At 46.3% G+C, this 19,869-nt stretch carries 17 protein-coding genes and 1 pseudogene; 17 read left to right on the top strand and 1 reads right to left on the bottom strand.

The window, feature by feature from the left end:
* Positions 1-93 precede the first annotated feature (93 nt).
* The 11 genes and pseudogenes from argS to HMPREF1222_RS10950 all read left to right on the top strand — a co-directional run bounded on the left by argS (position 94) and on the right by HMPREF1222_RS10950 (position 11,901).
* On the top strand, positions 94-1,857 hold the full coding sequence (gene argS, locus HMPREF1222_RS10995) for an arginine--tRNA ligase (protein WP_006190050.1): 1,764 nt from the start codon (positions 94-96) through the stop codon (positions 1,855-1,857).
* Between the two features lie 145 nt (positions 1,858-2,002).
* Entirely contained in the window at positions 2,003-2,929 is a 927-nt protein-coding gene (locus tag HMPREF1222_RS10990) for a DUF58 domain-containing protein (protein ID WP_006190049.1), read from the top strand.
* Positions 2,926-3,903, top strand: a complete 978-nt coding sequence (locus HMPREF1222_RS10985) for a hypothetical protein (protein ID WP_016519465.1) — start codon at positions 2,926-2,928, stop codon at positions 3,901-3,903. Before HMPREF1222_RS10990 ends, HMPREF1222_RS10985 begins: the two co-directional genes overlap by 4 nt.
* A gap of 248 nt (positions 3,904-4,151) precedes the next feature.
* A complete protein-coding gene (locus HMPREF1222_RS10980; protein ID WP_016519464.1) occupies positions 4,152-4,994 on the top strand; it encodes an AraC family transcriptional regulator in 843 nt (280 codons plus the stop codon).
* 292 nt (positions 4,995-5,286) lie between these two features.
* Positions 5,287-5,607: pseudogene (locus tag HMPREF1222_RS13355) on the top strand (nitrous oxide-stimulated promoter family protein); the annotation flags it as partial.
* A gap of 21 nt (positions 5,608-5,628) precedes the next feature.
* Positions 5,629-6,141: a methyltransferase family protein gene (locus HMPREF1222_RS13350; RefSeq protein WP_342302594.1), complete on the top strand. Its 513-nt coding sequence runs from the start codon at positions 5,629-5,631 to the stop codon at positions 6,139-6,141.
* Positions 6,142-6,244: 103 nt separating this feature from the next.
* Positions 6,245-7,000 (top strand): Sir2 family NAD-dependent protein deacetylase, encoded by a 756-nt coding sequence (locus HMPREF1222_RS10970; RefSeq protein WP_016519462.1) that lies wholly within the window; start codon positions 6,245-6,247, stop codon positions 6,998-7,000.
* Between the two features lie 177 nt (positions 7,001-7,177).
* Positions 7,178-8,488, top strand: a complete 1,311-nt coding sequence (locus tag HMPREF1222_RS10965) for an ABC transporter substrate-binding protein (protein ID WP_006190029.1) — start codon at positions 7,178-7,180, stop codon at positions 8,486-8,488.
* 142 nt (positions 8,489-8,630) lie between these two features.
* Positions 8,631-9,509, top strand: coding sequence for a carbohydrate ABC transporter permease (locus tag HMPREF1222_RS10960; protein WP_006190027.1), 879 nt, complete (start codon positions 8,631-8,633; stop codon positions 9,507-9,509).
* Between the two features lie 10 nt (positions 9,510-9,519).
* Positions 9,520-10,371 carry a carbohydrate ABC transporter permease gene (locus HMPREF1222_RS10955; RefSeq protein WP_006190025.1) on the top strand — a complete coding sequence of 284 codons (852 nt, stop codon included), beginning with the start codon at positions 9,520-9,522 and terminating at the stop codon, positions 10,369-10,371.
* Positions 10,372-10,425: 54 nt separating this feature from the next.
* Complete coding sequence (locus tag HMPREF1222_RS10950; RefSeq protein ID WP_016519461.1) at positions 10,426-11,901, top strand: M81 family metallopeptidase; 1,476 nt, start codon at positions 10,426-10,428, stop codon at positions 11,899-11,901.
* A gap of 426 nt (positions 11,902-12,327) precedes the next feature.
* Here HMPREF1222_RS10950 and HMPREF1222_RS10945 read toward each other — a convergent pair whose 3' ends face one another.
* The gene (locus HMPREF1222_RS10945; protein WP_016519460.1) at positions 12,328-12,966 is read right to left on the bottom strand and encodes a hypothetical protein; all 639 of its coding nucleotides are present in this window, start codon (positions 12,964-12,966) and stop codon (positions 12,328-12,330) included.
* 867 nt (positions 12,967-13,833) lie between these two features.
* On the opposite strand from HMPREF1222_RS10945, the gene HMPREF1222_RS10935 reads away from it, so the two are divergent.
* From HMPREF1222_RS10935 to HMPREF1222_RS10910, 6 genes are all read left to right on the top strand, one after another.
* Complete coding sequence (locus HMPREF1222_RS10935; protein WP_016519457.1) at positions 13,834-14,361, top strand: pentapeptide repeat-containing protein; 528 nt, start codon at positions 13,834-13,836, stop codon at positions 14,359-14,361.
* Positions 14,358-14,906 carry an MBL fold hydrolase gene (locus HMPREF1222_RS10930; RefSeq protein ID WP_006190016.1) on the top strand — a complete coding sequence of 183 codons (549 nt, stop codon included), beginning with the start codon at positions 14,358-14,360 and terminating at the stop codon, positions 14,904-14,906. The genes HMPREF1222_RS10935 and HMPREF1222_RS10930 overlap by 4 nt, the downstream gene beginning before the upstream one ends.
* 88 nt (positions 14,907-14,994) lie before the next feature.
* Entirely contained in the window at positions 14,995-16,293 is a 1,299-nt protein-coding gene (locus tag HMPREF1222_RS10925) for an FTR1 family iron permease (protein ID WP_016519456.1), read from the top strand.
* 158 nt (positions 16,294-16,451) lie between these two features.
* The gene (locus HMPREF1222_RS10920; protein WP_006190014.1) at positions 16,452-17,075 is read left to right on the top strand and encodes an iron transporter; all 624 of its coding nucleotides are present in this window, start codon (positions 16,452-16,454) and stop codon (positions 17,073-17,075) included.
* A gap of 455 nt (positions 17,076-17,530) precedes the next feature.
* Positions 17,531-18,574, top strand: coding sequence for a Fe-S-containing protein (locus HMPREF1222_RS10915; RefSeq protein ID WP_016519455.1), 1,044 nt, complete (start codon positions 17,531-17,533; stop codon positions 18,572-18,574).
* A 16-nt stretch (positions 18,575-18,590) separates the two neighbouring features.
* Positions 18,591-19,868, top strand: a complete 1,278-nt coding sequence (locus tag HMPREF1222_RS10910) for an ABC transporter permease (RefSeq protein WP_016519454.1) — start codon at positions 18,591-18,593, stop codon at positions 19,866-19,868.
* The last annotated feature ends 1 nt before the right edge of the window (position 19,869 follow it).

The raw sequence follows: 19,869 nt of genomic DNA, 5'->3' as shown, positions 1-19,869 counted from the left end.
TCAAGACCGATAGTTCCGGAGGTTCCCTAAATCATAAACACAAGGGCGTTTCTAAGGCCGAACGTTTTAGAAGCTCCCATGAGTGAGGTTATTATGAACGATATACGGTTATTATGGAAAGAAAGTATTGCACGTGCATTAACATCGATGCTGCCCGAAGGAACGGAAGCCGTTACTGCGGAACGGATTGGTATGGAAACACCGCCCGATCCGAATTTGGGAGATTTAGGTTTTCCGCTTTTCAGTTTTGCAAAAACGCTGCGTTCCGCTCCCGCTAAAATTGCGGCGGAGCTGTTGCCCAAACTGCAAGCAGATCCTTCTCTAAAGGGAAAAGGCGAAGTAAAGGCGGTAGGGCCGTATATCAATGTCTTTTTGCCCAAGGGAGAAACCGCCGCTCAAATTCTCGACACTATTATTGATCGGAATGAGAACTACGGGAAAACAACTACCCTCTCCGGTAAAAAAATCATGGTTGAGTTTTCAAGCCCGAACACGAACAAACCGCTGCACCTTGGACACCTGCGTAACGATGCCATCGGCGAAAGCCTTTCCCGTATCTTACAATTCAGCGGAGCGGATATATACAAAACCAACATCATCAACGACCGCGGCGTACATATTTGTAAATCGATGCTTGCCTACCAGCTCTTCGGAAACGGTATCGACCCCGTAAAAGAAGGCATAAAGCCCGATAAGTTCGTCGGCGATATGTATGTGCAGTTCCACAAATACAGCAAAGACCATCCCGAAGCTGAAGAGCAAGCACAAGAAATGCTGCGGAAATGGGAAGCAGGCGATCCTGAAACGATAAAACTGTGGAAAAAGATGAACGGCTGGGCGCTGCAGGGTATTCAGCAAACATATAACCGCACCGGTGTTTCGTTTGATAAGCTTTTCTTTGAAAGCGATGTATTCCGCAAGGGACGTGCCGAAATTCTGGAAGGCTTAAAGAAAGGTATTTTCTATAAAGATGAAGACGGTTCCATTTGGATAGACCTTAAATCGATCGGGTTTGAAAAGAAACTGCTTCTGCGCGGAGACGGAACATCCGTATACATCACGCAGGATATCGGGCTTGCAATAACCCGCCACGCTGAATGGCCGTTTGATAAGCTCATCTATGTCGTCGGTAACGAGCAAATTTATCACTTTAAAGTGCTTTTCTATATTATGAAGCAGCTCGGCTACGAATGGTACAGCGGCTTATATCACCTCGCTTACGGTATGGTGAACCTTCCGGAAGGTAAGATGAAGAGCCGCGAAGGTACCGTTGTAGATGCGGACGATCTTATTACCGAGCTTAAGAACAGCGCGTTAAAAGAGATTGCATCCAAAGGCCGTGAAGACGCAGTAGGCAATCCCGAAGAAGTTGCGGAAAAGGTCGCGCTCGGCGCATTGCACTACTTCCTGCTCCAAGTGGACACAATAAAAGACATGCTCTTTAATGCTTCGGAGTCTCTTTCGTTCAACGGCAACACCGGCCCGTATATCCAATACATGGGTGCGCGTATTTCTTCTATTTTACGCAAGGCTGATACGGAAGAAGGCAAAAAAGCAAAGGCAGGCGTTTGCAAACCGGAACTGCTCAACTCCGACATAGAGTGGGAATTACTGAAAAAACTGGAAGAATTCCCCGCTCAAGTTGACAAAGCGGCAGCTCAGTATGCGCCGATGTTTATAACGAGCTACCTGTACGACCTTTGCAAGCTGTTCAGCCGCTTCTATCACGACTGCCCCATCCTCGGCGCCGAAAACGCCGATGTTGCCGCAACCCGGCTCGCGCTTGCAAAAGCAGTCTATATCGTACTGAAAAACGCAACGGGACTGGTACTTGTTCCCTTCCTTGAAGTCATGTAAGCGGACAAACTCGTAAATACCGTCAAAACGGGGATGCCGTAAGAGCCATTTGCTTTTTCGCCATCCCCGTTTTTGTATACCCTTACACGAATCGGTCATCCGTAACGGAATTAAAGAATGGAGACCGGTTTAGGATTCGAGATAGATGAAAACCGGTTACTTAGCCGAACGGTCAAAACAATTACAGCTGGCAGCGCTCTCCATTGCGCAGGGAATGCAGGCAGGAAGCTTCCGCAGTCATTTCCGTGGCAGAGGTATTGAGTTTGATGCGCTGCGTGAATATGAAGCCGGAGACGATATCAGAAGTATCGACTGGAACCTGATGGCACGCAGCGGTAAAACCTTTGTAAAGCTCTACCGTGAAGAACGGGATATGAGGCTTTTTTTAATTGCCGATGTGTCGGCTTCGATGGAAGCAGGCAGCGCTGTTTATTCACCGCAAGAAAAACTGCTGGAAGCGGCGGCCTTGATAACCTTTGCGGCCGAACACCTGCATAGCTATACGGGGCTCCTTGCTTTTGACGGAAAGGTTGTGCGGATGTTCCAACTCCGCCGCGGCAGAGAACCGAGTTTACATATACTGAATGCACTGGAACGGATTGCCGTTTCGGGCAGCAAAAATAACGGTACCGCCTTAACTTCCGCACTCGAAGCAGCGGCAAAATCGCTGCGGCAGCGGACACTCGTTATTATCCTATCGGATTTTAAAGTAGAAAATTTTGAAAAAGAATTGGGACTATTGGCACGCCGCCATGATGTTGCGGCAATCCGTATTACCGCTCCTTATGACGAAGCGCTGCCTGCATCGGGAATATTGCGCTTTACCGACCCCGAAACGGGACTTGAGCGGTTGTTGCCGACTAATTCGCATCGGTTCCGGCAAGACCGTATCCGCCGTGCAGCCGAAGATACGCAGCAATGGGAAAATACCTGCATCCGCTGCGGCGCCTATCCGCTTGTGCTGCCGTACGACGGCAATACGGTAAAGCTTTTAAATCAATTTTTTTTGACCGGCAAATACGGGTTCCAATCTTTTAGCCGCTACCGGCCGCCTGCGGATATGATGCTATGAACGGCGTGCTCATCCCGCAGCGTATCTTTGTCGGCGATACTGCGCAGTTTCTGTTTTTGCTGTCGGAAAAAGAATGCGCATCTTTAACAGACCGCGGCTTTACGGCCGGCGATTCGATCCCGCTTAAAAACATCACGCAAAACGATATGATGACCGTAAACGAGATACGGATTGTGAAGCGGGAAGCGGAATATTACCTTTCTATCATCTTTGTGCCGTGGGAAACGGGAGAGATAGATTTTCCCGTGCTTAGTTTCTTACCGTTACATACTAAGCTCCCGGCAATCACCGTTTCTTCGCTTTTGGCAACCGGCGAACGGATAAGTCTCCAGCAGCCGAAGCCGCCGCTGATGATTCCGGGAACAGACTTTTTGTTATACGGCGCGGCCGTTTTGGGCGCCGGCTTCCTTGCACTGGTAAGCACCGGAGCATGGCTGCTGCTTCGAAAATTGAGAAAAACAACAGTTGGGACGGCAAAAAAACGGCGTGCCGCACTGCGAAAGCAATTAAAGCGGCTCTATAAAGAAGCGCGGAAAATTCAAAAGTGCATACCGGCTGCCGAGACTACTACCGGCACAAGCCGAAATTCCGCCGAGGGAAACCCCGGCTTTACCGGCGAAGTTAAAGAAGATACGAAGAGAGCCGTAGAAAACTGGTATGCATCAATTGACCGCTGCCTTCGCGAATATATACAGGCGCTGTGTACGGACACCGCTTCGGTTGTTCCCGCAAAAGATGAAGCGTATTTTTTAAGCGCAACTTACACCGAATTGACAAAAACGCTTACGGAAGTATTCGCCTCAAAACAGGAAATCACCGATCTTTTTTGCATCTTTTATGCTATGCTGGAACGTCAGCGTTTCGGCAGCAGCGTCGCCGACTTAATCCGCAACTATACTGCCGTTTCTCAGGATATGCTGAAACAACTCCCGCATATCGCCGAAAGAACGGAAACCGAATACGCTCTACACTAGCGTTAGCAACTGCATATTATGCACAATATTGATTGTCCCCAGCCTTCTTTCTCGGTATACTATGTATTATTAGAAGAAAGAGCGGACGACGGTACCAACTACGGCATAAAGGTAACTTCTCCGGAAACCCTGCCGATTCTGAATATACCCGCATATACACCGCTTAGCTAACGAGTTTTTTTGTACTGCAAATATCGGGACGGCTCTTTTTATATGCATTATACTCTCCATAGTTTTTGGAGCAAAAGATGAATATCATTCAATCATTTAACGGAACAATGGCTTATATTGAAAAGACGCTTGAGACGGGATATGATGAAGCGGAGATTGCGCGCATTTCCGGTTATTCCTATCCGCTGTTCAGCAGAATTTTTTCGATATTGGTCGGGTATCCCTTAACTGAATATCTCCGTTTTAGAAAGCTTAGCCTGGCTGCCGCGGATTTACGCAATACCGATGCAAAGATTATCGACATTGCGCTCGCCTACGGCTATGAATCGCCAGACTCCTTTGCCGCTGCGTTTAAAAAATTCCACGGTGTCAGCCCGAGCGGAGTACGGAACGGAAAAGCATTTAAGTCGTTTGCTCCGATTAAACTATCTTTAACCGTCAATGGAGGGCAAACTATGGAAGTTAAAATTGAAAAAAAGAGCGGATTTACGCTTGCAGGCGTGCAGATTGCAGCGGATCAAACAAGTGAGTTTCCGAAAGTGTGGGGAAGCCTTTTTAAAAAAGCACCGCATGAGGAGCTTGCGAAACTTGGAAACGGTAAGAGCTTCGGCGTCTGTTCCGAGGTGAAAGGCGGGAAAACCTTCATTTATACCGCAGCATACGATTGCTGCGACGAACAAAAGGCGGCAGCGCTCGGCTTAGCGGTGATGCACATTCCCGAAGCTGAATACGCAGTCGTCCGGCTGCACGGTGCAGTTCCCGGCTGTATCCACCAAGGCTGGAAGTACGTTATGGAAACCTTCTTCCCCGAACAAGGCTACTGCCATGCCGGCACCCCCGACTTTGAAGCATATTCGGAGGGGGATATGTATAGCCCCGATTACCGGATGGAACTCTGGGTGCCGATTGTAAAGGCGTAAGGAAGCGGCACAGAACCGCCAAGGATGGCGGTGGTTCTATGCAGTAACAAGTTTGCCTTGCAAACTTGCAGCTCAACAATGAACATGGAGGTTCATTGTTGAGCGAGGATGCCGCTGGTTCCAAGCAGAAACAAGTTTGCAAGGTAAACTTGCAGCCCAAGAATGAACATGGAGGTTCATTCTTGGGCGAGGATGTCTGGGGTTTACGCAGAAACGAGTTTAGACGCGGGGATGTTGAAAAAGTAACCGACTTTTGAGACATCCCCAGTGTTTTTGCTCATAAGGTATCGATATGCATAAGATGACGATAGAAGATGAGGTGCATTTAGTTGATTCGATGATCGATGTATATGCTGCGGCGCACCGGACTGACCAGCCCATGTCTGATACGGAGGTTATCGATTCGGAAGGTTTAAAGGCTTATACACATAAGCGGATTGCACAATGCCGATACCGCAATGAACCGGAAAAGCCGTTTTGTAATGTCTGTCCCGTACACTGCTATAAACCGGAAATGCGGCGGCAAATCCGCATAGTTATGCGGTATAGCGGGCCGCGTATGCTGTTCCAGCATCCTGTGTTGAGTTTACAGCATCTTATCGGTACCATCCGTAGTAAAAAGGAGCTTTCGGCTATGAAACAAAACGAACAAGACCATCTGCCGGTAATGGGAATCGGACCGGTGTGTATTGCAATTATGATTGCATTTACCGCCGCCGGTATTGCTCCGGTAACATTCGGCATGCTTACAAGCGGGACGGTCGGCACAAATCTTACGCTCATTTTTGTCATTGCAGGCATCTTGTGCGTTGTAGGCGGTATTATATTGTGGTGTTCTGCAGTAATGGGTTCCCGCATCGATATTAAGATAAAATCAAATCAGCTTGAAACCGGCGGCGTATATGCCTTTGTGCGTAATCCGATTTATTCAGCCTTTCTTTTTATCTGTACCGGTGCGCTGCTGTTTTGCAGAAATTGGTATGTATTGATTTTACCGCCGCTTTTCTGGCTATACCTCACCGTGTTTATGAAGCTGACGGAAGAAAAATGGCTTGCAGAACGTTTCGGCGATGAATATGCCGCGTATTGCAGACGGGTCAACCGCTTTATTCCATGGAAGAAAATGAGTGCTTACAGGCACCTCTAAAAACTTCGGTTTTTAGGGATATCCTTGAATAATGCCCTTGAATGCATTATCAATTAAGAATTGAATAATTGGAGATATTCGACAGAAGTGATAGGAGACCTGTATGAAAACTAACGAAACAACATATCGGGAATTAGCGGATCGCATAGCGGCGGCGCGGCATTGCGTTGCATTTACGGGTGCAGGGGTTAGTACCTTGTCCGGTATTCGGGATTTTAGAGGAAAGAACGGCCTCTATACGCTGCCCGAAACCGATAAGATGTTCGATATAGAAGTCTTTAGAGAAAACCCGTCCGTGTACTACCGGCTTGCAAAGGAATTTATCTACGGGTTACAGGAAAAAGAGCCGTCAATTGTGCATCAGGTGCTTGCCGGTTTGGAAGCTAAAGGACTATTAAAAGCGCTTATTACCCAAAATATCGACTTATTGCATCAAAAAGCCGGAAGTAAACACGTTATCGAAGTGCACGGTTCTCCTTCTCGGCACAGCTGTACATATTGTTCATACAGCACAACTTTTGAAGATGTCGTCGAGGTTGCCCGTACGGGACAAGTGCCGCTGTGCCCCAAATGCGGGCACGCATTAAAGCCTGATATTACGTTTTTCGGGGAGGCGCTCCCGTCCGCTGCGATAACGGAAGCTCAAAAAGAATGCGGCAGGGCGGATTTATTGCTGGTATTAGGCAGCAGCCTTACCGTATATCCTGCCGCAGCCCTACCGCAGCTGACCCTGCAGGCAGGCGGAGCGGTTGCCATAGTCAACGAACAGCCGACATATTTTGACGATTATGCGGTTCTCCGCTGTACCGACCTGCAGGAATGTTTTGAATACCTTAAACAGGCACTGCTTGATAGGTAACCGAAGCGTTGCCGTTTAAATGTAATAGAAATTTAATAGAAAAATCCGTTAAATTTTGAAAAAATTTTACTGGTAAAAAGCACAAACCAATGCTATACTATTTTTTATCTACTAATTTAAAGTTGACAATTAAAATCGGTTTTTTACGGTAATGATTGTCTACCTGAGGAGGATGCAATGAAAAAGAGCATTGCGCTATTGTTTGTGTGCTTGTGTACCGCTGCATTGGTTTTTGCAATGGGGCAGGGGGATAATTCCAAGGCCGATCCGAATGCACCGGTAACCCTTTCGGTATACATGCAAATGGATTTGGCAAACCCGCAGTCTGCCTACTGGCCCGAAACCGTCGCGGCTTTTGAAAAGAAATATCCGAATATCAAACTTGAATTCGAATATGTAAGCGGCGAAGCTTTCCATGATAAGTTCCAGATTATGGCTGCTTCCGGCGATATTCCGGATGTGTTCACCACTTATGCAGGTGCCCGTTCCGGTTATGTGCTCGACCGCGGTATGGTAAAAGATCTCCGCCCGTATCTGACGGACGATTTAAAAAAACAGTACAATCCTGCCGTTTGGGCGCCTCAGGGGCCGAATGGAGAAATCTACATTATTTCTCAAAACCTCGCGGTATGTACGGTTGTCTATGTCAATCCGAAACTGCAGAAGAAACTCGGTTTAACAACTCCGAAAACGCTTAACGAAATGATTGCTCAGGTCCCGGCGATCAGAGCAGCCGGTTTAACCCCGCTTGCATTTGCAAATAAGGGACAGTGGCAGGCTCAATCGCTTTTATTGTCCATGTTGACCGACCGCATGGCAGGTACCGCATGGTTTGATAATGCAATGGTCGGAAAAGCTAAATTCTCCGACAAGCAATTCGTCGATGCAATCAACGTTATTAAAACAATGACCGATGCTAAACTCTTCCCTCCCGGAGTAAACCAGATGGAAGGAACCGCTTCTTGGGGTGAATTTATTGCGGATAAGGCCGTATACCTTTTGGATGCCGGCTGGCGTATTTCCGCATTGAAAAATGCTGCAAAACCCGAAGACTATGCACAGTATCAGCTGATGGCGTTCCCCGCTGTTGCAGGCGAGGTTACACACGGTTCAAGCGCCGCGACAATCGGCGAAGCTTTCGGTATGAATGCAAAATTGACGGGCGCAAAAGCCGATGCGGCATGGAAATTCATTGCCTTTACGTCCGGTAAAGAAGCTTGCGAAATTTTAACAAAGTACGGTACTACCACTACTTATAAGCTTGATCTTTCCAAGTTCGATATCGACCAGCTGACAAAGCAATACATCAACCTTATCGATAACCAGAGCATGGGTTATGTTATCGATGCGAAGATGGACAGCGAAGGTGTCAATAGCATACTGAACCCCGGTATTCAAGCAGTTATGATTGGGCAGAAAACTCCCGCACAGCTTGCAAACGAATACGAAGCATGGGTTTCCGCTAACGATTCTCATCGCAAGAAGTAAAAAAATATAAGGGGAAAACGGGGATGTCTCAAACGTCGGTTACTTTTTCGACATCCCCGACGCGCCCCGTTCCTTGTGAGAAGCAACATTTCCCGGCAGAAAATTCAAAATTAAGAATTAACAACGAGGCGGTTTACGGTATATGACTTACTTACGTCAAAAGCGGACGAGCTATTTTTCTTTTATCTTGCCTGCTTTTATTATTTACATCGGAATCATTATCTTTCCCGTATTGTTCAGCTTTTATTTAAGCCTGACAAAGTGGAAAGGCTACGGAAAAATGGAATTTATCGGGCTCGGCAACTATATCAGAATGTTTACCGATCCCGTTTTCTATATCGGTTTGCGGAATAATATCCTCATCGTACTGATTTCGGTATTAGGGCAGATTCCGCTCGGACTGCTGCTTGCGTATATGCTTTACCGGAAAATGGTAAAACATGAGAATTTTTTTGAAGTACTGATTTTCTTACCGATAACTATTTCCTCCGTTATCGTTGCACAGCTGTGGAACCGGATATTTTCTCCCGTCGGCGTTATCCCTGCGATTATACGGGATTTAACCGGTAATCAGGACTATATCATGACGATATTTGAAGATAAATATCTTGCGATTGTCCCGATTCTGTTTGTTCTGCTGTGGCAGCATACCAGTCTGTATATGGTTATCTTTTTAGCAAACTTGCAGCGGATACCCTACAGCGTTATAGAAGCGGCGCAGCTGGAAGGTGCGCGGGAAGGAACGATTTTTACCCGTCTTATTGCACCGATGCTTGCAAACGTTATCTTTATCAATACCATTCTTGCGGTTTCGGGCAGCTTTAAGAGTTTTGATCTTATCTATTCAATGACCGGCGGAGGCCCCGCGCATTTTACGGAAGTTATCGCCGTTTATATGTACAATACGACTTTTGTGTTCCAAAATTACGGATACGGCAGCGCGTTGGCCGTTATCATTATTATCTTTACCGTTACTGCCCTGCTGATAAGCCGTGCCGTAACAAAACGCTTTGATTATTAGGAGGCTTGATATGATAATGAAACGAAATATGCTGCAGCAAGCCTCTCAGGGTTGGCAAGCAAGCGCTTATATCCTTATGCTGACCTTTGCGGTGCTTACGCTATTCCCGCTTATTTGGCTTTTTTATTCGTCTTTTAAACTGAATGCGGAAATTATGATGCATCCATTGGCGCTGCCGGAAGCCCCAACCTTTTTTAACTATACTGAATCGTGGGCAAAGGGCGGTTTAGGTATTGCGCTGGTGAACAGTTTTATTTATACGGTTACGGCAACCGTCTCTACCATGCTTCTTGCAATGGCTGCAGCATTCGGCTTAACAAAATTCCCGTTTAAATCGGCGAAGGTGTTTACCTCGATTTTTGCGTTCGGTTTGATGATCAGCGTTCATGCGGTTATTATTCCGTTGTTCCAACTGGAAGCGAAACTCGGCATGGTGAATACGCGTTTGGGCGTTATTATTCCGTATATTGCATTCGACTTGCCGATTTCCATTATGATTGCGATGTCGTATGTCCGTGGTATTCCCAATGCGCTCATTGAATCGGCGGAAATAGACGGTGCAAAGTACCGCTATATATTCTGGACGATGATTATGCCGTTATCCGTTCCCGTCATTGCGACAATGGTTATTCTATCCTTCCTGCAGCACTGGAATGAATTTTTATTTGTGTTCGTGTTTACGACCAAGACTGCACTAAAAAGTTTACCGGTTGCAATCACTCAATTTGCAGGACGGCTGAACATCGACTACGGGTTGCAGTATGCCTCCCTTGTTATCGGCGTGCTCCCGATGATTGTGTTCTATATTATCTTCCATGCACAGCTGATTAAGGGCTTTGGAGAAGGCGCTTTAAAAGAATAAAGACCTGCCGCTCCGGCTAAAGGACATCTCGAACATCATTGAAGGAGTTTTTAAATGAATAATAGAAAAAAGCGCGTACTTGTGGGCGGAATGCACCATGAGTCCGATACTTTTAACCCGATTACCACAGGAATCGATGACATTTGGGTATTACGGGGAAAAGATCTTTTAGAGGGGAAAGGACAAAGTTCCGTGTTCGGTTCTATCGCAACGCTGAAAGAAGCGGGATACGAAGTTATTCCGGCACTTATCGCGCGGGCAGTCCCGAACGGTGAATGGGATAAGGACTACTACCTTTCGTTGAAAAAAGAATTCTTGCAGGCTATTAAGGATGCGCTGCCGCTGGATGCGCTCTGTCTTTCCCTGCACGGTTCGATGCGGGTACGCGAAATCGGGGAAGCGGAAGGCGATTTACTGGAAGATATCCGCAAAATCTGTCCCGACATTCCCATCTTGTCGTCGCTCGATATGCACGCAACGATTTCGCAGCGGATGCTCGACTATGTAGACGGTTATGTAGGCTACAAGTGCGCCCCGCATACGGACACGTATGAAATCGGTATCCATGCGGCGCGTATGACTATCGAAACCTTGGAAAAAGGCATCCGGCCGGTTATGTCGGCGGTTAAGATTCCGTTCCTTATTGCCGGGGAACAGTCTGAAACCAGCGTAGAGCCGATGAAAAAACTGACGGCGACATTACGCGAATACGAAAAACAGCCCCACATTATGGCCGCTTCTTACCTGCTCGGCTTTCCGTGGGCGGATACCGCCGACAACGGTGTTACGGCGATGGTGGTAACCGACGGCGATAAGCAGCTCGCAACGGAAAAGGCACGGGAGCTTGCGCAGCTGTTCTGGGATACCCGAAAAGAATTCTGTTTTTACAACGAAACCCGTGAACCCGCCGACGCTCTTGTTCATGCCCGATCGAGTGTTGAAGCAGGCGTTTATCCTGTCGTGCTGTCCGATTCGGGAGACAACCCTACCGCCGGTTCCTCGCAGGATGTAACCAACTTCTTAAAAGCAATCCTTGCAGACCCCTTCTTAACCTCGTTAAATCCGCCGCTCTGCTATCAGGCCTTTTATGACCCTTCCTTAGTCGCGGCATCCTTTAAAGCGGGAGAGGGGCATATTGTAGAGGGAACGCTCGGCGCCGCCTTCGACAAGGAAAAGAGTTCACCCATTCAGGTAAAAGCAACGGTAAAAAAACTATGCAAGGCATGGGCTGAAGCACAGAACAGCGATATGGCGTTGTTGGATGTAAGCGGCGTCGATGTCGTCGTAACGTCAAAGCATGTCGGCTGCTATGACCCCGAAATGATGCGGGCGCTCGGGGTTGAACCGACTGAGCGTAAGATCATCGTCGTTAAGCTCGGATACCTTGAACCGGAAATCCGCGCCATTGCAAAACGCTCGATGCTCGTCCTTACCGACGGAAGTACCAACGAAGTGTTCTCCCGTCTGCACTACAAACATCTGCCGAGTCCGATGTATCCGATGGATAAGGATATGGAGTGGCACGCCTAGCCCTTTTGAAATATACGGTGCATCTGCGTTGTCGCTTAACAAAAAACAGTCCTCGACGTACATCAAGTACGCCTGCGGGTGTTTTTTGTACGCTCCTAGCATCTGCATCGTCTATTTCAAAAGGCTGACGGCAGAGCTATTTTCAAAAAGGTTTGTTCCAAATATACGACGCATCTACTGCGTCGCATTGCCAAAAGCATACTTCCTTGTATGCTTTTGGCAGCGAGTTTCGACAAAGTCGAAACATCGCTTCTGATATAACCAGCGGCATCCATGCCGCTTCTGATAATCCTCAACGTATCAGAACCGCCAAGAGTTTAACCATCGGTGTTCACCACCACCGTAGACCTATCTAATACCTTGAAAAAAGCAGTTATTTTCCTCTACCATTATGTCGAGAATTATGATATAACTATTATTCATCTGCTATTTATTCTTTGTTGTGTAGCTGATGTTAATGGCGTTACCCTCGGTATAGTCTGAACCGACGCGGAACCAAGTGCTGTTACCATTAGCTTCTTCTGTTCTCTTTCGGATAGTCCATGTATCTACGAGATGCCCCGCCGGAAGGTTGTCGGCTACAATGCGGATTTGCGTTCCTTCTTCCACCTGTGCGTCGCTTGAAAGCTTTTTCCACGACCCGTGCTGCTGCTGTATTGTTACCGTCATCTTTGCTCCCTCAAACTTGAGGGTAAACTTCTTCGCGGTCTTTGGTGCGTAGCTGATGGTAATGACGCCGTCCTCGACATCGGCTTTCCGTACGGTATACGTAAGCTCATGCCCCTTTGCCGGAACGATTGTATTTCCTATTTTCCATGCCTGTATGGGAGTGTCGGCGGAAAGTCCTATCGCAGTCAGCCGCAGCTGAGTGTTTTCTTGAATTGACGAACCGCTCGTAAGATCATTCCATGTTCTCGTTTGTTCCGCTTCAACCTTTAGTTTTACAGCATCGAAGTTAAGCGTTAGATTGGCTATATCCCGCAGTGTATAACTGACTGCAATGGTATTGTTTTCGGCATGAGAAAGCTCCGCAGTTTGTTCAAATGCAAGACCTTTACCGGACAAAACCGTCTTACCGAAGTTCCATTCATCAACTGTCTTATTGGGGGGAGGGGGGGAGGGATGTTTTTTGCTTGTATTTTTGACAGGGAAAATGTTAGTTTTTGTTACACAATCGGCGCAATTACTTGCAAATTCAATTCTTCAATTTGGTTAAAACCTTTATCAGCAGTAATAAGGGGCAAGTTATTTACGATGGCAGAGGCTGCAATTAAGCAAATAAATCAATGCATTTGTATCTGCGAGAAAGTCAATTCCATTCATTTCTTATTTCCTGTTGGAATACAAGAGCATCCTTATTGAACTTCACAGAACCGAAATATTTTGATAAATTTTTATTTTTCTCAGTTCTAGAGTTAAGATTGTATCGATACAAAACAAACTGTATATAATTTTCTATATCGACGAGGCATTCTTGAGGAACAGTTTTTATTTGCTCTACCATAGCGTCATAAGACATAAATGCACCCTCTCTTTAAATTAAGATAGATTGATTATATCACAAAATCTCTTATTTTTCTATGCTGATGTCCGTGATTCCCGCATGGAAATCAAATTTTTGCCTAATACGGTTAATAAACTAAAAAATTTTGCTCTTCTGCTTGACAAAAAACATAGGAGATAGGCAAAAAAGTACCGCAGGCGTATCTATGATACGTTGAGGATTTTCAGCAGCGGCATGGATGCCGCTGGTTATATCAGAAGCGATGTTTCGACAAAGTCGAAACTCGCTGCCAAAAGTGTACAAGGATGTACACTTTTGGCAAGGCGACGCAGTAGATGCGCCGTATATTTCAAAAGGCACTAACTTTGACAAATAGGATAGAGTCAGTATAATAGGTGCTAACACGATTTCAACAGGAGCCTACCGGTATGTTCAACATGGATAAAAAACTGTCTTACACGGATTTGACTGCAGCGCTGGAGTCGGGTTCCGATCTTAACAGCATGAATTTTGCAGGGCTTACTCTGAGCGGTGTTGACTTTTCCGGGAAAAGGCTGACCGGCTGCTCGTTTGCTCATGCTTGTTTTACGAACTGCTCTTTTATCGGCACGCGTATCCGGATGTCTTTTTTTGACTTTGCCCGTTTTGAGCATTGCATATTCGATAAAGCCGATATTCAGTTTTCCTGCTTTGCGGGAAGCTCTTTTGACGATACCGTTTTTACCGATGCCGAATTGCTCATCAATAATTTTACCGGGATTAAAACGCATAAATGCGGCTTTAAGGATTCGGATTTATACGCTTCCCGTTTTATCCGGTGCTCGTTACATAATACGCCGTTTGAAAACTGCAATATCAAAAAAGTGTCTTTTTTAAAAAACATATATAATGACGTATCGTTTAAATCTTCCAATACGCGCGTCGCTCATTTTGATACTGAGGAATTTGTACGATGAAGATATATCCCCACTATTCATCGCAAGGCACCGTAAACAGCTATCTTGTCGGAAACGAGGTGAGCAAAGAGGCATTGATTATCGATCCGGGAAAGATAACCGGTGAGGTAATCGCGCATATCGAAAAAAACGGGTATACGCTTACCGGTGTATGCATTACGCATAATCATATCCGTCATTACGGGTACGGGCTTCCGACGCTGCTAAAAATTTATAACCCGCGCATCTATGCAGCCGATCAAGCGCTTGTCGGTAAACATGGGAAAATGCTGCGGGGGGATTGCACGCTTTCAATTGCAGGGTTTTCCGTTGAATGCTTGTCGGTGCCCGGTCATTCGCCTGATTCTTATTTATTTAAAATAGATAATTGCATTTTTACCGGCGACAGTCTTTCCGCAGGAGTCCCCGGTACTACGCTGCACAGTTTTGCAGCCAAAACGCTTGCCGAGCAGCTTGAAAAGAAGCTGTTTGTCTATGATGATTCGTTCCTTCTTTTTCCCGGGCATGGTCCGCCGACTACTATCGGAGCTGAACGGCCGGTTTGACAAGTGCCGGTTTAACCCTTGACATTATTTTTATGAGTGATATACTAGCGGCGTATTTGTAAGTTTTAGCTAATTAGTTGAGGGCTTTATGTATATTACACAGAATAAAAAACATACCTTTGCCGCAATTTTGTTCGCTTTATCGTTCATATTTATTCCGGTTAGCGGACTGTATGCCGCAAACGACGAAGAGGTGCTGGATTCGTGGACAGGAATTGTAAAAAAGATGGAAGTGCACCTCAATAATGCCTACGATCTTTATACTCAAGGGAAATCCAAAGAGGCGTATGACGAAGTGAACGTTGCCTACTTTAGGTTTTATGAATCTAAAGGGATGGAAAAGATAACGATGGGGTATCTTTCCGGTGCCCGTAAAACAACGGTGGAAAATGCGTTTTATGAATATCGTCGAAATGTCTACAGCGATAAAGACAGCGAGATGGTAAAAGCGCATAAAGATAAGCTTATTGCAATGCTTTACCATGATGCAGCCGAGCTTGACGGCACGTTGGACGAAAGCGGCAGCGAGACTGCAAATACCGCTCAATCGGCAGTTGTTGCAACGTTTATTTCCTGTTTTGTATTGGTACTCCGCGAAGGCTTGGAAGCAATCCTTGTTATCGCCGCTATTATCGCCTATCTTGTAAAAACGGGAAAAAAGAAATATATCATGTCGGTATATGTCGGTGCGTTGGGCGGTATCTTGGTTAGTATTCTGCTGGCCTTTTTGTTCGGCGCTGTTGCCGGTGCTCAGAGCGGCATCGCTCAGGAAGTTTTTGAAGGCATCGGTATGTTTGTCGCAGTTATCGTGTTGTTCTATGTCAGTAACTGGATGCTTTCAAAGTCCGAAACCGAAGCATGGGAACGGTACATTCATAAGAAGGTTGAAGCATCGGTTTCTACCGGAAATAAATGGGTCTTAATTTTCGCGGCCTTTATTGCAGTTGCGCGTGAAGGCGCCGAGCTTATTCTCTTTTTCCAGGGTGTTCCCATTCATGGAACGAGCGGCCGGAATGCAATGATCTTGGCGATTGTGCTATCAGCGGTTGTTTTGATTGCGGTGTTCCTAGTATTTAGGTTCTTAACCGTGCGTCTTCCGCTTAAACCTTTCTTCTTGGTTACCAGCGTATTGATGTATGCGATGTGCTTTTCGTTTACCGGAAAAGGTGTGTCGGAACTGCAAGCTGCCGGTGTTGTCAATAAGACCGTTATTCCGTGGATGGGCTTTGAAATGGACTTCCTCGGTATTTATGCAACGTATGAAAGTCTCATTCCGCAGATTATCGTACTTGCGGTGATTATCATAATGTCTGTTGTATATGCAAAAAAGAATAAACAACAGCGTGCTCAAATTGAAGCTGAAAAGGCGAAGATTGGGCAAAAGTAAAAAAAATATAGGGCGATCTCAAAAGCAAAGTTTTTGAGATCGCCGATGACAACTGCTTTTGGGCTGCCGGATTGCGGAAAATAACCGGTGTCCTGCAAGGCTGTAATGAATGTGAAACAAAAAGAAAATAAAGATATTTATAGGAGGATAGTTTCAAAATGAAGAAAACCGTATCTTTTCTTTTTGCACTGATTGCAATCGCTTTTGTGCTTGCATCATGTGAAAAACCTGCGCAAAAGCAGGAAATGGCAAAACCCGCTGCAGAACAAAAAGCTGCGGCTCCTGCACCGACTGAAGAAGAAGCTGCAGGTTTTGATGAGTTCCCAATCGGAGACGAACAGGATGTAGGCCCGCTCCACATCGGTGGCGTTTACTTCCAGCCGGTTGACATGGAACCTGCCGGAAACAGCCTTTCCAAGAACGAAGCTGACTGCCACATCGAAGCGGATATCCACGCAAATGATGAGGGTAAAGCGCTCGGTTACGGCGTAGGCGACTTTGTTCCGTATCTTCATGTTAAGGCTTATGTTCAAAAGCAAGGCTCGAGCAAAGTGCAGGAAGTTGCATTTATGCCGATGAATGCCGATGACGGCCCCCACTATGGTGCAAACATGAAGTTCGAAGAAGGTCTCGGCAAATACAATGTCAAATTCGAAATCAAAGCTCCGGGTAACGATTACCTGTTGCACGTTGACAAAGAAACCGGTGTTACCGGCCGTTTCTGGACGGAACCGCTCGTTGTCGAATGGAAAGATTTTGAATGGAAAGGACCTCAGTGGTAAACAGTATGCAGTTTTAAGGCGGTGCCGGTTCATTTAAATAGTTAATCGGTATGTCTTACAATCAACCTGTTTGGAAACTTCCGTTTCGGGATAGGTTGTCTTGGAAACTGCTTTGCCACACTAAGCGGTAATCGTTATTCTTTCTTTGCAAGATACTCCTATTGAAAGGTATGTTTTGGGAAAGAGTGGCGGTTACCGCCGGTTTTTTCTTGGAGGTGTATCATCTTAAAATTTTATATAAGAGTTTTTGAAGCAGGTATCGCCTTTGCATTGGTGTTAGCCGTTGTATTTGCTTCATTTAAAACTCAAGAGTCCGAGAGAACGGAAGAATCCGAAAAAAAAAACGGTTTGTCGTTTTAGTAAGTATTCTGCTGGGTATTGCCGGCAGTATTGTTTCAGCAATTCTTAGATCAATTCCCAATTATATCAACAGGACGCGTTTTGCCTTTTGGTGCATGGTTCCTGTTACCATCTCGCTTGTATTTTTACTTATCCTGCTTTTTACTTCTACCAATCATAAAGGGAAACGGGCGCGCCTCTATGAAAATCTTTTTAGTGCGGCGGTCTTTTTATATGCGGCTTCGATGATATTTTACTATCTTCCCGTTATCATCATGCTGGCAACCACATTGGTCAATTACGGCGAAAGCGCGGTAAGCACGATTGTCTTGTTTAGACTGATAGGTTATGTGCTCGGCCTTGTGAGTATGCTGTGCGCCGGCTTGGCTATCTATAAAACGCTGGTTAAGTTATCCGATATAGAGCTTAAACTGTCAGTTGCCGGTGCGCTTTGTATTTTCGGTGTTACGCAGGTTGTCGTTATTTTACAGCGCCTCTATTCTTTAGGTATTATCCCCCGCAATGACTTTATCTTTGCATTCATTGCAACGGTAGTAAACCATGCCAATTTCTTTACCTTCGCTATTATCCTATTCATTATGATTCCGCCGATAATCCTCTGGCAGAAGAACCGGACAATTACGGAGGTGTATCACAACAATGCCGAGCTGCGAAAACTGAAAGCGCAAAAGCGCAACGCACGCCGGTGGGCGAAATTTTCGCTGGTCTTGCTGATCGGTTCGGTTTTATCTCTGTCCGTTTTGCGGCACTATGTCGACCGGGAAGTTCCGCTTTCGCCTCCGGAAAATTATACGATTGCCGACGGTATGGCGATGATTCCTATTTCGGAATTGGAAGATGATAAGCTGCATCGGTATGCGTATACTTCGGAGCAGGGAATTGAAGTCCGGTTTATTGCCATTAAAAAGAGCGAAGGCTCTTATGGCGTAGGGCTTGATGCGTGCGATATCTGCGGTCCTACCGGATATTTTGAACGGAACGGAGAGGTTATCTGTAAACTCTGCGATGTCGTTATGAATAAGGGAACCATCGGATTCCCCGGCGGATGCAACCCCGTGCCGATTGCATACATCATCCATGACGAAAAGATCAAAATAAAGATAGCCGATCTCGAAGCGGAAGCGCACCGCTTTAAATGATGGAGGTTCGATAGCAATGTTTTGGAGAATGATAGCCGGTTCCCTCTTCCGTCAAAAAGGGAAGATGGCGATGATTGCATTTACCATTGCGCTGGGGGCAAGCCTTTCAAGCGCAATGCTCAATACGATGCTCGGAGTAGGGGATAAGGTAAACCAAGAGCTTAAAACCTACGGGGCGAATATCAATGTCGTGCATAAAGAAGCCTCGCTTTTGGATGATATTTACGGAGTAGAGTCGGGGAGCACCAAAAAGTATTTGCGTGAAGACGAGCTGTATAAAATTAAGACTATATTTTGGGCATACAACATTGTTGACTATGCTCCGTTTTTAAACGTGTCCGTCGAATATAAGGGACAAAATAAACCCGTCCGCCTGACCGGTACGTGGTTCGATTATAAAATAGATTTGCACACCGGACAGGAAGTTATCACCGGTATCAGGCGTATGCGGACGTGGTGGGAAGTAACCGGCGCATGGGCTTCCGATGACGATGATTCAAGCTGCATGATCGGCAGCCTCTTTGCAGGAAGAAACGCCATCCATGTCGGCGATGTTATCGAAGTAACAGGACCTGCCGGAACCGAAGCGCTGAAAGTCTCCGGTATATTCAATTCGGGCAGTAACGAAGATGAATACATCTTTACACCCCTTCATACGGCGCAGCGGTTATTGGGCAAGACCGGCGTATGCGAAAGTATCGAAGTAAGCGCCCTTACAACACCCGATAACGACCTTGCACGAAAGGCTGCGCGGAACCCTTTAAGCTTAACCATCAAAGAGATGGAGGTATGGTACTGCACCGCGTATGTCAGCAGTATCTGCTATCAGATTCAGGAGGTGATTACCGATGCCGTTGCAAAACCGGTACGGCAGGTCGCCGAATCCGAAGGTGCGATTTTGAATAAGACCACGCTGCTAATGCTTTTAATAACGGTGTTAAGTTTGCTCGCTTCTGCACTGGGAATCTCAAACCTCGTAACGGCAAGCGTAATGGATAGACGCGCGGAAATAGGCTTAAAGAAAGCTATCGGTGCAAGCAACGCGGCGGTTACGGTTTCGGTGCTGACGGAGATTATGATTATCGGTTTAATCGGCGGAACGATCGGTTACTTTGCAGGATTGGGACTTACGCAGATTATCGGGAGAAGCGTATTCGGTTCGGCTATTCCTCCCGCGCCGATGGTTATTCCGATTGTCGTGCTTATCATCTTCCTTATTACCCTGTTGGGCAGTCTGCCTTCGGTACGGTATTTACTCAAGCTGAATCCTACGGAGGTGCTGCATGGAAAATAAG

Origin of the sequence: Treponema vincentii F0403 (assembly GCF_000412995.1) — a bacterium.
GTDB lineage: Bacteria > Spirochaetota > Spirochaetia > Treponematales > Treponemataceae > Treponema > Treponema vincentii.
Note: the sequence above shows the minus strand (reverse complement) of the source record. Positions and strands in the feature narration are given on the sequence as shown.

What these genes read in the sequence shown, in the direction of transcription:
- HMPREF1222_RS10935 (WP_016519457.1), top strand. Translation starts at nt 13,834, where the DNA reads ATGTTCAACATGGATAAAAAACTGTCTTACACGGATTTGACTGCAGCG.
- HMPREF1222_RS13350 (WP_342302594.1), top strand. Translation starts at nt 5,629, where the DNA reads ATGAAACAAAACGAACAAGACCATCTGCCGGTAATGGGAATCGGACCG.
- HMPREF1222_RS10915 (WP_016519455.1), top strand. Translation starts at nt 17,531, where the DNA reads ATGGTTCCTGTTACCATCTCGCTTGTATTTTTACTTATCCTGCTTTTT.
- HMPREF1222_RS10950 (WP_016519461.1), top strand. Translation starts at nt 10,426, where the DNA reads ATGAATAATAGAAAAAAGCGCGTACTTGTGGGCGGAATGCACCATGAG.
- HMPREF1222_RS10970 (WP_016519462.1), top strand. Translation starts at nt 6,245, where the DNA reads ATGAAAACTAACGAAACAACATATCGGGAATTAGCGGATCGCATAGCG.
- HMPREF1222_RS10960 (WP_006190027.1), top strand. Translation starts at nt 8,631, where the DNA reads ATGACTTACTTACGTCAAAAGCGGACGAGCTATTTTTCTTTTATCTTG.
- HMPREF1222_RS10985 (WP_016519465.1), top strand. Translation starts at nt 2,926, where the DNA reads ATGAACGGCGTGCTCATCCCGCAGCGTATCTTTGTCGGCGATACTGCG.
- HMPREF1222_RS10965 (WP_006190029.1), top strand. Translation starts at nt 7,178, where the DNA reads ATGAAAAAGAGCATTGCGCTATTGTTTGTGTGCTTGTGTACCGCTGCA.
- HMPREF1222_RS10925 (WP_016519456.1), top strand. Translation starts at nt 14,995, where the DNA reads ATGTATATTACACAGAATAAAAAACATACCTTTGCCGCAATTTTGTTC.
- argS (WP_006190050.1), top strand. Translation starts at nt 94, where the DNA reads ATGAACGATATACGGTTATTATGGAAAGAAAGTATTGCACGTGCATTA.
- HMPREF1222_RS10955 (WP_006190025.1), top strand. Translation starts at nt 9,520, where the DNA reads ATGATAATGAAACGAAATATGCTGCAGCAAGCCTCTCAGGGTTGGCAA.
- HMPREF1222_RS10980 (WP_016519464.1), top strand. Translation starts at nt 4,152, where the DNA reads ATGAATATCATTCAATCATTTAACGGAACAATGGCTTATATTGAAAAG.
- HMPREF1222_RS10910 (WP_016519454.1), top strand. Translation starts at nt 18,591, where the DNA reads ATGTTTTGGAGAATGATAGCCGGTTCCCTCTTCCGTCAAAAAGGGAAG.
- HMPREF1222_RS10990 (WP_006190049.1), top strand. Translation starts at nt 2,003, where the DNA reads ATGAAAACCGGTTACTTAGCCGAACGGTCAAAACAATTACAGCTGGCA.
- HMPREF1222_RS10920 (WP_006190014.1), top strand. Translation starts at nt 16,452, where the DNA reads ATGAAGAAAACCGTATCTTTTCTTTTTGCACTGATTGCAATCGCTTTT.
- HMPREF1222_RS10930 (WP_006190016.1), top strand. Translation starts at nt 14,358, where the DNA reads ATGAAGATATATCCCCACTATTCATCGCAAGGCACCGTAAACAGCTAT.